The organism is Leptotrichia sp. OH3620_COT-345, from assembly GCF_003932895.1.
Taxonomy (GTDB): Bacteria; Fusobacteriota; Fusobacteriia; order Fusobacteriales; family Leptotrichiaceae; genus Pseudoleptotrichia.
Window position 1 is genome coordinate 62825 of sequence record NZ_RQYW01000005.1, and the last position, 12430, is coordinate 75254.

Annotated in this window: 10 protein-coding genes and 1 other RNA gene; all 11 read left to right on the forward strand. The window is 30.2% G+C overall.

Translation table 11 applies throughout. The annotated features are described in order from the left end of the window. Positions 1 to 43 precede the first annotated feature (43 nt). The 11 genes from rpoC to EII29_RS04390 all read left to right on the forward strand — a co-directional run bounded on the left by rpoC (position 44) and on the right by EII29_RS04390 (position 12421). A complete protein-coding gene (gene rpoC, locus EII29_RS04345; RefSeq protein WP_125236316.1) occupies positions 44 to 4060 on the forward strand; it encodes a DNA-directed RNA polymerase subunit beta' in 4017 nt (1338 codons plus the stop codon). Position 4061: 1 nt separating this feature from the next. Further along, entirely contained in the window at positions 4062 to 4304 is a 243-nt protein-coding gene (locus EII29_RS04350) for an extracellular matrix/biofilm biosynthesis regulator RemA family protein (RefSeq protein WP_125236317.1), read from the forward strand. A 24-nt stretch (positions 4305 to 4328) separates the two neighbouring features. Then, positions 4329 to 4877 carry a guanylate kinase gene (gmk, locus tag EII29_RS04355; RefSeq protein WP_125236318.1) on the forward strand — a complete coding sequence of 183 codons (549 nt, stop codon included), beginning with the start codon at positions 4329 to 4331 and terminating at the stop codon, positions 4875 to 4877. Positions 4878 to 4890: 13 nt separating this feature from the next. Further along, complete coding sequence (gene rpoZ, locus EII29_RS04360; protein WP_006807166.1) at positions 4891 to 5070, forward strand: DNA-directed RNA polymerase subunit omega; 180 nt, start codon at positions 4891 to 4893, stop codon at positions 5068 to 5070. 82 nt (positions 5071 to 5152) lie between these two features. After that, a complete protein-coding gene (dnaG, locus tag EII29_RS04365) occupies positions 5153 to 6961 on the forward strand; it encodes a DNA primase (RefSeq protein WP_125236319.1) in 1809 nt (602 codons plus the stop codon). After that, positions 6954 to 8132, forward strand: a complete 1179-nt coding sequence (gene rpoD, locus EII29_RS04370; RefSeq protein ID WP_125236320.1) for an RNA polymerase sigma factor RpoD — start codon at positions 6954 to 6956, stop codon at positions 8130 to 8132. The genes dnaG and rpoD overlap by 8 nt, the downstream gene beginning before the upstream one ends. Positions 8133 to 8195: 63 nt before the next feature. After that, positions 8196 to 9158: an RNA polymerase subunit sigma gene (locus tag EII29_RS04375; RefSeq protein WP_125236321.1), complete on the forward strand. Its 963-nt coding sequence runs from the start codon at positions 8196 to 8198 to the stop codon at positions 9156 to 9158. 14 nt (positions 9159 to 9172) lie between these two features. Next, positions 9173 to 9982 carry a Nif3-like dinuclear metal center hexameric protein gene (locus tag EII29_RS04380; RefSeq protein WP_125236322.1) on the forward strand — a complete coding sequence of 270 codons (810 nt, stop codon included), beginning with the start codon at positions 9173 to 9175 and terminating at the stop codon, positions 9980 to 9982. A 760-nt stretch (positions 9983 to 10742) separates the two neighbouring features. Continuing rightward, positions 10743 to 10877 carry a hypothetical protein gene (locus tag EII29_RS13020; protein WP_255411014.1) on the forward strand — a complete coding sequence of 45 codons (135 nt, stop codon included), beginning with the start codon at positions 10743 to 10745 and terminating at the stop codon, positions 10875 to 10877. A gap of 48 nt (positions 10878 to 10925) precedes the next feature. Then, an RNA gene (gene rnpB, locus EII29_RS04385) (RNase P RNA component class A) lies at positions 10926 to 11266 on the forward strand. A 315-nt stretch (positions 11267 to 11581) separates the two neighbouring features. Then, entirely contained in the window at positions 11582 to 12421 is an 840-nt protein-coding gene (locus EII29_RS04390; protein ID WP_125236323.1) for an NAD(+)/NADH kinase, read from the forward strand. Positions 12422 to 12430: the final 9 nt, after the last annotated feature.

Consider the following 12430-nt stretch of genomic DNA (forward strand, 5'->3'; position numbering starts at 1 on the left):
TAATTAAAAAACGGAAAATAAAGAATTGAGGAGGCTCTTATTAATGAGTATAAGAGATTTTGACAGTATTCAAATCAAATTGGCATCACCTGAGAAAATTTTGGAATGGTCTTATGGTGAAATAACAAAAGCCGAAACAATAAACTATAGAACTTTGAAACCTGAAATGGATGGACTGTTCTGTGAAAGAATATTCGGACCGTCAAAGGACTATGAATGTTCATGTGGAAAATACAAAAGAATGAGATACAAAGGAATGACTTGTGAAAAATGCGGTGTTGAAGTTACAACTTCAAAAGTGAGAAGAGAAAGAATGGGTCACATCAAACTTGCTACACCTATTGCACATATATGGTACTCCAAGGGAACTCCAAACAAAATGAGCCTTTTATTGGGTATAAGTACAAAAGAGCTTGAATCGGTTCTCTATTTTTCAAGATATATTGTAACGGACAAAGGAGATACTGAACTTGAAAAAGGTCAAATATTGACTGACAGAGAATATAAGATGTATGAAAGTCAGTATAAAAACGGATTTACTGCAAAAATGGGAGCAGAAGGTATATTAAAACTTCTTGAAGAAATAAATTTACAGGAACTTGAAAAAGAACTTGAAAAAGAAATGGAAATTGTAAATTCTTCCCAAAAAAGAAAGAAAATAATAAAGAGATTAAAAATAGTAAGAGATTTAATACTGGCAGAAAACAGACCTGAATGGATGATTTTAACAGTTCTACCGGTTATACCTGCAGACTTGAGACCCATGGTACAGCTTGATGGAGGAAGATTTGCAACATCAGATTTGAATGATTTGTACAGAAGAGTTATAAATAGAAATATAAGATTAAAGAAACTGATGTCCATTAAAGCACCTGAAATAGTAATAAAAAATGAGAAAAGAATGCTTCAGGAAGCTGTTGATGCACTCATAGATAACGGGAGAAGAGGAAAACCTGTAGTTACACAAAATAATAGAGAGTTGAAATCACTTTCAGATATGCTTAAAGGAAAACAGGGAAGATTTAGACAGAATCTTTTGGGAAAAAGGGTGGATTATTCAGGAAGATCGGTTATAGTAGTGGGACCTAACTTGAAAATGAATCAATGTGGACTTCCTAAAAAGATGGCACTTGAGCTTTATAAGCCATTTTTAATGAGAGAACTTGTTAAAAGAGAATTGGCCACAAATATAAAAACTGCAAAGAAAATGGTTGAAGAAGAAGATGAAAATGTATGGGAACTCATAGAAGAAATTATAAAAAATCATCCTGTACTTTTAAATCGAGCTCCGACACTTCACAGACTTTCAATACAGGCATTTGAACCTACATTGATTGAAGGAAAAGCCATAAGACTCCATCCTTTAGTATGTTCTGCATTCAATGCTGACTTTGATGGTGATCAGATGGCGGTTCACCTTGTATTGTCCAATGAAGCGCAAATGGAAGCCAAACTTCTGATGCTTGCTACAAACAATATACTTGCTCCGTCAAGCGGGAAACCTATTGCCGTGCCGTCACAGGATATGGTTATGGGGTGTTACTATATGACAAAAGAAAGAAAAGGGGAAAAAGGGGAAGGAAAATCATTTTCCAATAAAAATCAGCTAATTACCGCATATCAGAGTAAACAGGTAGACACTCATGCTCTGGTTAAAGTAAGAATAGACGGGGAAATTATAGAAACAACTCCCGGAAGACTTATATTCAATACAATGCTTCCGAAAGAAGTAAGAGATTATTCAAAAACTTTCGGAAAAGGAGAACTTGGGAAGCTGATAGCCGATTTATATAAAAAGTTTGGGTTTGAAAAAACATCTGAGCTAATAGATAAAATTAAAAACTTCGGATTCCATCATGGAACTCTTGCAGGAATTACAGTAGGAATAGAAGACCTTGAGATACCTGAATCCAAAAAGGGAATTTTGGAACAGGCAGAAAAAGATGTTGCTGAAGTTGAGGAACAGTACAAATCGGGAGAAATCATAGATGCTGAAAGATACAGAAGAACAGTCGCCATATGGTCTGAAGCGGTAGATAAGGTTACTCACGAAATGATGGACAACCTTGATGAATTTAACCCTGTGTATATGATGGCAAATTCAGGAGCCAGAGGTTCAGTAGCTCAGATGAGACAGCTCGGAGGGATGAGAGGACTTATGGCGGATACTCAAGGACGAATAATAGAAATACCTATAAAAGCCAACTTCAGGGAAGGACTGAATATACTGGAATTTTTCATGTCATCTCACGGAGCGAGAAAAGGTCTGGCAGATACAGCATTAAGAACTGCCGATTCGGGATATCTTACAAGAAGACTTGTAGATATTTCTCACGAAGTTATAGTAAATCATGATGATTGCGGATGTGAAGAGGGTATTCTAGTTTCGGATCTGATTGATGCAGGGAATGTTATTGAAAGATTAAGCGAAAGAATATATGGAAGAACTCTAGCAGAAGATCTTGTACATGAAGGTGAAGTTATAGCGGAAAGAAATACAATGATAATGGAAGATCTTATTAAGAAAATAGAAGAGCTTGAAATAAGAGAAGTAAAAATAAGAACACCGTTGACATGTAAGCTGGAAAAAGGAGTATGTAAAAAATGTTACGGCCTTGATTTATCTAATCATAAGGAAATTCTTAAAGGAGAAGCGGTAGGAGTTATTGCCGCTCAGTCAATAGGAGAACCGGGAACGCAGCTTACAATGCGTACTTTCCATACAGGAGGAGTTGCAACTGCGGCGGCAGTACAATCTAATTATAAAGCTGATGTGTCAGGAAAAGTAAAACTGAAAGATATTACAACCCTTGAAAATGAAAAAGGAGTAGAAGTGGTAGTATCTCAGACAGGAAGAATAATAATAGGAAAACATAGATATGAAATACCGTCAGGAGCTGTTTTAAAAGTGAAAGATGGAGAAAATGTGAAAAAAGGTCAAATTTTAGTGGAATTTGATCCGTATCAGGTTCCTATAATTACATCTGAAGCAGGAAAAATAGAATTCAGAGATATTTATGTAAGAGAAAATATAGATGTGAAATACGGAGTTACAGAAAGAATTGCTATAAAACCTGTAGAAAGTAACGATGTAAACCCGAGAATAATAATATATAATAAAAATAAGAAAGTTGCTGAATACAACATACCTTACGGAGCGTATCTTATGGTAAAAGAAGGAGATAGTGTAAAAAAGGGTCAAATAATAACAAAAATACTTAAAACGGGAGAAGGAAATAAAGATATTACAGGAGGTCTGCCAAGAGTACAGGAATTATTTGAAGCAAGAAATCCTAAAGGAAAAGCGACTTTATCCGAAGTATCGGGACGTGTTATTTTTTCTGACAAGAAGAAAAAAGGGATGAGACTTATTACAATAGAAGATCCTGAAAACGGGAAAGTAATAAAAGAATACACTGTTCCCGTAGGAGAGCATCTTGTAGTGACAAATGAAATGCTGATTGAGAAAGGAGCAAAAATAACGGACGGTCCTGTATCTCCTCACGATATACTTAAAATAAAAGGTCTCGTTGCAGCCCAGCAATTTATCCTTGAATCAGTACAACAGGTATATAGAGAGCAAGGCGTACCTATAAATGATAAACATATAGAAATAATAGTAAAACAGATGTTTCAGAAAGTAAAAATAAAAGAAGCGGGAGATTCCCTTTTTCTTGAAGATGAATTAATTGACAAAAAAATTGTGGAAAGAGAAAATGAAACTTTGGTTTCTAAAGGGAAAAATCCTGCAACTTATGAACCTGTGATACAGGGGATAACTAAAGCCGCTGTAAATACGGAAAGCTTTATTTCCGCAGCTTCTTTCCAAGAAACAACAAAAGTTCTTGCAAATGCTGCAATTGAAGGAAAGATAGATAGACTTGAAGGGATGAAAGAAAACGTAATTATCGGTAAGAGAATGCCGGGAGGAACAGGCTTTAAAGATTATAAACATATTAAAGTGGAACTGAAAAATGGAGATTCCGGTAACATTGATATTGAAAATATTAGAGAAGAAAAAAATGGAAATATTTCAAATGCGGAAATTATAGAGGAATAATATGAAAACTTTAAATATAGGATTTAATAATTTTGTTATTGATGAACATGTTATAAGTATAATTGTTCCTGATACAGCACCGGCTAGAAGATTGAGAGAAGATGCCAAAAACCGTGATTCTCTTATAGATGCCACAGCAGGAAGAAAAACAAGGGCAATAATAATAATGGATAACGGTTTTGTCATCTTATCTGCAGTAAATGTTGATACATTGATCCAGAGAATAGAGCAGAATAATAAATAATGTTTGTCAGAGGCGGTTCAAGTTATGAAAAAAGGTAAACTTATTATAGTGTCGGGACCAAGCGGTTCGGGCAAATCTACAGTAACGAAAATAGTAAAAGACAGACTGAATGTTCCTTTGTCGGTTTCGGCAACTACAAGAAAACCGAGAACGGGAGAAATTAATGGAAAAGATTATTTTTTCCTGACAGAAGAGGAATTTAAGAAAAAAATTGAAAATGATGAATTTTATGAATATGCTAACGTTCACGGAAATTATTACGGTACATTAAAAGAAACTGTACAAGAAAATCTTAATAAAGGTCTTGATGTAATATTGGAAATAGATGTTCAGGGTGCATTGATTGCGAAAGAAAAAAAGAAAGATGCGGTTCTTGTATTTTTTAAGACAAAAGATATACACGTATTGGAAGACAGACTCAGAAAACGTAAAACAGATTCTGAAGAAATTATAAAAGTAAGGTTGAAAAATGCCTTGAAAGAATTGAAATATGAAAGCAGATATGATTTTACTATAATAAATGAAGATATAGAAAATTCCTGCCAGGAACTTATTGACATAATTAATAGATAAAATGGAGGAAAAAATGAAAAAAGATAAAATAACTATTGATGATTTGCTGACAAAAATACCTAATAAATATGAACTTGCAATAGTTGCAGGTAAAGTTGCAAAAGAAGAGTTTATAAAGGGTCATGATAAATTTAAAATAATGGATAATGTATTCCGTGATATTATGGATGATGAAATTGAAGTGAAAAAATAAATAAATTTGAATTAAAGACATTGACTATTAAAAAATATAAAATATACTTATAGTGAAAAGTTTAATGTTTGGGAGATCTTAAATGTATAAAGATACCGAAATACAGAAACTTATAGATAATTTGGATATAGTTCAAGTTATCGGGGAATACGTCACATTAAAAAAAACAGGTGCAAATTATAAGGGGTTATCTCCTTTTAAAGAAGAAAGAACGCCTTCATTTGTAGTAAGTCCCACAAAAAATATATTTAAAGACTTCAGTACTAATATAGGAGGAAATGTAATTTCTTTCTATATGAAAATTAATAATATCAGTTTCTATGAAGCAATAGAAGAGTTGTCCAGAAAATATAACATTTCATTAAATAAAATAAATAACGATCGAAAAAAAGAAGACCATGATTTTCGTTATTATGAAATAATGAAAGAAGCTCATCTATTTTTCAAGAAGAATATATTCGATTCTGATAAAGCCATGGAATATATGAATAATCGAGACTTTTCCAAAGAAGAGATACAAAAATTTGAAATAGGATTTTCACCTGATTCATGGGACAGCTTATTTACTTACCTTAAAGAAAAAGGGTATAATGAAAAGGAACTTTTAGAATTGGGATTAATACGGAAAAATGATAAAGGGAATGTATTTGATTATTTCAGGAATAGAATAATATTCCCTATTTACAACAATATGATGAAATTAACAGGATTCGGAGGAAGGACTATAGAAAATAGTTCAGACATTCCTAAATATCTTAATTCTCCTGATTCAAAAATATTCAAAAAAGGAAAGGAACTTTTTGGATTATATAATAGGGGAGAAAATATAAAGAAAAAGGGACTTGCTATTTTAATGGAAGGTTATCTCGATGTATTAACTGCTCAAAAAAACGGTTTCATAAATTCTGTTGCTAGCCTTGGTACGGCGTTTACTCAAGAACAGGCACAGCTATTAAAAAAATATACGAATAATGTTATAATAGCCTATGATAATGATAACGCAGGAAAAGAAGCAGTAATAAAAGCAGGAAATATACTTAAAAAATACGATTTTAATGTGAGATGTCTTCAAATTGAAGGAGAAGTAAAAGATCCTGATGAATATTTAAGGAAATATGGTAGAAAAAATTTTCTTGAAATACTGAAAACATCAAAAAATATTTTTGAGTTTCTATATGATTATTTTTCAGAAAATCTTAACCTAAATGACATATCAGGAAAAAAAGAAATCATTAAAAAATTTAAGGAATTTTTTTCAAATATAACCAATAAAACCGAAAGCAATTTATATTTGAATAAACTGTCCATAGAATTAAGTGTGGATAGGGAAATTCTTTCAGAGGAACTTTCCGGTAATCTGTTAAAAAAATATAGATATAAAAATTCAGCATTAAAAAGAAAAAAGGAAACAGTCATGACAAAGCTTCCTAAAGAGGAAAAATACGATAAACTTGAAAAGGAAACTTTGAAATTTATGCTGAAATATAAAAATGACAGCGGATTAAAAAGTAAAATATATTGTGAACAGTTTGAAAAAAAAATTTTTTCAAATATTATTTATGGAGAAATTTTTGAAAAATTAAAGGAAATAGAATTTAATATAGGAAGTTTGAATAATTTGATGTTGGAAGAAGAAGAAAAAGAACTTATAACAACGCTTAAATTACAAGCAGAAATTGAAATGTTTAATGAAGAAAGACAATATAAAGATATTTTCGTGGGATGGTTTTTGAGGGAAGTTGATTTCATGAAAGAAATTATTGAAAAAAAAGATAAATCTTATATAGTACTCCAACGATTAAAATCCGAATTAAAAACAATTCATAACATTAATGAAATTGAAGAAATGTATAAAGAATTTAAATTGATAAGGAGATCAGATTATGTCTGAGAAAAAAGAAAATCTAAAAAATAGTCTCGCAAATTTAATAAAACAGGCAAGAGAAAAAAAAGTAGTCAGCTATGAAGAGATTAATTCAATCTTATCGGTCGGATTTTCAACACAGAAAATAGATCAGTTAATAAAAAAACTTCAAGATGACGGAGTAAACATTGTCGATACCTTAAAGGAGAAGGAAGAGCTTGTAAAAGTTTTAGAAATTCCTGAAAATTCTCAAAAAATTGGAGTTATAGCTCTTGAAGATACTGAAGATGAATTTATTGAAAGTGAAATAGATGATTCTGAAGTTGATAAATTATTACAGACTGATTTACTTAAAATAGCTGAAAGTATGGACGTAGATGAGCCTATAAAAATGTATTTAAGAGAAATAGGACAGATACCTCTGCTCAGTTATGAAGAAGAGATAGAATATGCTCAGAGAGTTCTTAACGGGGACGAAGAAGCGAAACAGAAGTTAATTGAATCTAACCTTAGGCTTGTTGTAAGTATTGCTAAAAAGCATACAAATAGAGGTCTTAAAATGTTGGATCTCATACAAGAAGGAAATATGGGACTGATGAAGGCTGTAGAAAAATTTGAATATGAAAAAGGATTCAAGTTTTCAACATATGCTACATGGTGGATAAGACAGGCAATTACTCGTGCTATAGCTGATCAGGGAAGGACTATAAGAATTCCTGTACATATGATAGAAACAATAAATAAAATAAAAAAAGAAAGCAGGATTATTTTACAGGAAACAGGGAAAGAGCCTACTGCCGAAGAATTGGCTAAAAAACTTGAAATACCTGTAGATAAAGTAAAAAATATACTTGAAATGAATCAAGATCCCATATCTCTTGAAACTCCTGTAGGAAGTGAAGAAGACAGTGAACTTGGAGATTTTGTAGAAGACGATAAATTTTTAAATCCTTATGATGCAACAACACGTGTATTACTTAAAGAACAACTTGATGAAATTTTAAAAACTTTAAATGAAAGAGAAGAAATGGTTCTCAGATATAGATATGGTTTAGATGACGGTTCTCAGAAAACATTGGAGGAAGTAGGGAAAATATTTAATGTTACAAGGGAACGTATCAGACAGATTGAAGTAAAGGCATTAAGAAAATTAAGACATCCAAGCAGAAGAAAAAAATTGGAAGATTATAGGAGCTGAGTATTTACAAGGCTCCTTTAATAATAAGCGTTTTTAAATTATAACATAGGACAAGGGGAGAAAATGTTAAGAAGAATAATAGATGATATAAAGAAAAAGGGAAATTTCAGTTTTGAAAAAATAATAGAAGATAATAATTTGTCAGATGATGATTTTTTTGAGATATTAAAGTATATTTATGTCGAAAACATACCGGAAATAAGAACTTCTGTTGATAATAATGATTTTATAGTTCTGGAAAATGAAAATTTCTATATTGAGGAAAAAGACATTATAAAGTCATATTTGGAAGATATAAAAGAAAAATATAAAAAATGTAATAAATCAGAAAATAAAAAAGAAAACAGTAAAATTGAAAATGAGGAATTAATAGACAAATATCTGAAGGTAGCTGTAAAAGAAAGTCTACTTTATTCAAAATTCGGATTTTCCTTTTTAGACACTGTACAGGAAGCTACTTTGGGTATAATGTCGGGAATTAATTATTATGATAGGATAATGGAAATATCAAAAGAACCTGAATTTTTTGTGAAAAATTTTGCAGTAAAGTATATTCTTGAATTTCAGAAAAATTTATTGAAAGATATAAAAGCTTCAGAGCTTTCATATATTCTTTATCTAAAAGTAAAAGCAGATAGAGAAACAGGAAAAAATATAGAAGAAATAAGCAGGCAAATGAATGTGACTTCCGAATATATAGAAGATTTAGAAAGACTTTTTGATGGGATAAAACCTGAAGAATTGATAGGAAATGAAGAAATTCTTGAAAAAGCTGATAAAATAACACAGATGTATATACTTGAAAATATTCCTAAAAAATTAAATTATTTAGATGAAAAAATTCTTGTTATGTCTTATGGATTGGAAGATAAAGTATATAATGAAAAAGAAATAGCAAAAATTCTTAATATTTCAACTCATAATGTAAATATATTAAAAGAAAAAGCGATAAACAAACTATCTATAGATTTACTGAAAAATGAATTTACAAGAAATACTGAAGAAAAAGATTATATAATAAATTAAAAGGAGAAAGTCCGATGAAATTAAGAAAAATAATGGGAGAATTGTTCTCAATATATAATCCGAAAGTTGCTGAAGAGTGGGACAATGTCGGCTTGCTACTGGGAAATGAAAATTCTGAAATAAATAAAATAATGGTATGTCTTGATATTACTGAAAAAGCTATAAATGAAGCAATAAGCAGAAAAGTGGACCTTATAATTTCTCATCACCCGTTTATATTTTCAGGGATAAAAAGAATAACTGATGAAACGGAATTGGGAAGGAAAATATTGAAATTGGCTGAAAATAGGATAGCAGTTTATTCTATACATACAAATGCTGATTTCGCCATAAACGGATTAAATGACTTTGTTATGGATAAACTTAAATTAGATGGAGAAATGTATATATTCAATGAATTTGAATTTGATGATTACAATTATATAAAAAATAAAAATGAAAAAATAAAGTGTGGTTCGGTAAGAATAAAAGTTCTTAACAATGAAATGGAATTAGTAGATTTGATTGAGCAAATAAAGACAAATCTCGGTCTTGATTATGTGAGATATGCGGGGGAAAATAGAAATATTCGGAAAATAGGTCTTGTAACAGGAGGAGGAAGTTCTTTTCTGAAAGATATAAAAAAAGATATTGATGTTTTTTTGACAGGAGATTTGAGACATCATGAAGCACTTGACACAATTGAAGAAGGAGGGATACTTGTTGATATAGGTCATTATGAAAGTGAGTATCTTTTTGTTGATCTTATGGAACTTCAATTATCAAAATTTTTTGAAGGTGAAATAATAAAATATTTTGGAGAAGTAGTTTTTAAATTAGGGTAAAATTGGAATTTTTTTCGTGAGGGCTCACACCTTCCAGCTATCAACTATAAAATTTTTTAAATCTCAAAAATAATCATTATACTTAAAAAAAACAGAAAATTCAATGTGTTCAGACAATTATTTTTTTAATCGGTATAATTCATATTTTTTCAGAAAAAATTTCGGATGTCGGGGGATTAACAAAGAGTAACATAATTTATAGTTAAAATTGAAAATCTTATATGAGAATACAGGATTTTCTTTTTTATATTTTTACAAAAAAGTTTACAAAAGATTTGTTAGAGTTTTTTCAAAAAGTATCAAAAATAGGTTTATAAGTTTGAAAAAAATTTTAAAATAATAAAAAATAAAGGAGTAGCTAACCCGGAAAAAATTTTTAAAAGTTATGATTACTTATAAATAATTTTAAAAAATTTGGAGGTAAAATAAAAGTTTTATTACAAATATTAACAGTATCAACAAGTGTATCAAATATTTTAAAAATAACTGTAGATATACCAAAGCATATTTCAGAATTCTATGGGAAGCAACGAATAAAAACAGAAATTGTAAAGGATAAAGGCTGAAATGAAATAGAAAAATGTAAACTAAAAATGAAAAGCAGTGAATAAATGGGAATATTACAAAGGAAATAATTTTAATAAAACTAAAGAGTATAAAAAATAAAAAAACGGCAAAATGAAAAAAGAACACATAAAAAATGGAAAAATATAGAAATAAATTTTACAATATTATAGATAATAAAAGTAGAGGTAAGATAATGACTAAAAGAAGAATTTTAATATTATTAACAGTAATTTTACTTTTAAATTCATGTGTAGCTGTGGTTGCAGGAGCTGCAGGAGGTGCAGTAGGCTATTATTGCGGAACTACATCAAAATGTGATGGAAAATAAAAATATAATTTAGTATTTATTTTCATCTCAAAAAATGATAAAATAACGAAGGTTTCGGAGTCAATCGCCTGATTTATTTTAGGAGGAAAGTCCGGACTTCATAGGGTAAAAGAGGCAGCTAACGGCTGCTGGGAGAAATCCTAAGGAAAGTGCCACAGAAATAAACCGCTCGTAATGAGTAAGGGTGAAAAGGCGGTGTAAGAGACCCCCGGTAATTTAAGAAATTAAGTTAGCCAAGGTAAACCCCTCTTGAAGCAAGAATAAATAGAAAGCAGTATAGAAGCGACCCGTTTCTGCTTATAGGGTAATTCGCTGAAATCGTGAAGTGATTCACGGTTTAGATAAATGATTGATAAAAACAGAATCCGGCTTATCCCGAAACCTTTTTAAATTAACTGTTCTAAATAAATTTATATTTATTTAAAAACAGTTTTTTTATATCTCCAGATTTTGATTATATAATATTTTACGAGAGTCAAAAGGAAATAAAAAAGAATATTAAAAAATAAATTTATTGTATTATGTTTTTATAATGAATATTAAAAAAATTAATTTAATTGATAATACTTATCATATATTTGAAAATAGAATTGATAAAGGATAGAAATATCGTCGAAATAAAATTTACAATTTAAATTATTTAGTAGAAAAAATCAGCTAAAAATGTTACAATTACAATAAATAAATTAAATTAAGAGGCGAATATGGAAAAAACTTCAAAAAACAGTAGCCCGGAATATAATAAAATACTAAACAAAGTCAAAAAAGTAAAAATAATAAAGAATAAATTTGTGAAGGAAGAGTTGTTGACAGAGTTTTATATTTACATGAAAAAGAATAAAATAATAGAAGTTGTAGACGTGAAAAACGCAGATTTGATAGTATCTTTTGGAGGTGACGGAACTATTCTCATTGCAGCTAAAGAAACAATAAAAAAAGATATTCCCATATTAGCTGTAAATATGGGAACAGTAGGGTATATGGCAGAAATAAAACCTGAAAATGCTGTGGAAATGCTTGAAAAATATGAAAGAAGTCAATGCATAATTGATGAAAGGGCATTTCTTGAGATAGAATACAACGATAATATTTTTTACGCACTAAACGAACTGTTAATAATAAAAGGAGGCCTTGTTTCACATTTAATCAATGTGGAAGTATATTCAAATAGTATTTTGGTAAATAAATATCGAGCAGATGGTGTTATAGTAGCAACGCCTACAGGTTCTACAGCATATTCACTTTCAGCCGGAGGCTCAATAGTACATCCAAGCCTGAATGCAGTGTCTATCACACCTCTGCTTCCTCAAAGTCTTACCGCAAGACCGATTATAGTCGATGGAAAAGATAAATTGAGCTTTAAAGTATACACGAGGGATAATGATGCACATTTGAATATAGATGGAAGCCAATGTTTTCATATAAAACCTTCAGATAAGATAAATGCCGTTTTATCTCAAAAAAGGGTAAAAATTATAAGAACTGAAAATAGCGATTATTACAATATATTGAGGGAAAAATTGAAGTGGGGGAAAACCCTTTAAAACAAAGTG

Coding starts and splice junctions, on each gene's coding strand:
- rpoC (WP_125236316.1), top strand. CDS start 44: ATGAGTATAAGAGATTTTGACAGTATTCAAATCAAATTGGCATCACCT.
- EII29_RS04350 (WP_125236317.1), top strand. CDS start 4,062: ATGAAAACTTTAAATATAGGATTTAATAATTTTGTTATTGATGAACAT.
- gmk (WP_125236318.1), top strand. CDS start 4,329: ATGAAAAAAGGTAAACTTATTATAGTGTCGGGACCAAGCGGTTCGGGC.
- rpoZ (WP_006807166.1), top strand. CDS start 4,891: ATGAAAAAAGATAAAATAACTATTGATGATTTGCTGACAAAAATACCT.
- dnaG (WP_125236319.1), top strand. CDS start 5,153: ATGTATAAAGATACCGAAATACAGAAACTTATAGATAATTTGGATATA.
- rpoD (WP_125236320.1), top strand. CDS start 6,954: ATGTCTGAGAAAAAAGAAAATCTAAAAAATAGTCTCGCAAATTTAATA.
- EII29_RS04375 (WP_125236321.1), top strand. CDS start 8,196: ATGTTAAGAAGAATAATAGATGATATAAAGAAAAAGGGAAATTTCAGT.
- EII29_RS04380 (WP_125236322.1), top strand. CDS start 9,173: ATGAAATTAAGAAAAATAATGGGAGAATTGTTCTCAATATATAATCCG.
- EII29_RS13020 (WP_255411014.1), top strand. CDS start 10,743: ATGACTAAAAGAAGAATTTTAATATTATTAACAGTAATTTTACTTTTA.
- EII29_RS04390 (WP_125236323.1), top strand. CDS start 11,582: ATGGAAAAAACTTCAAAAAACAGTAGCCCGGAATATAATAAAATACTA.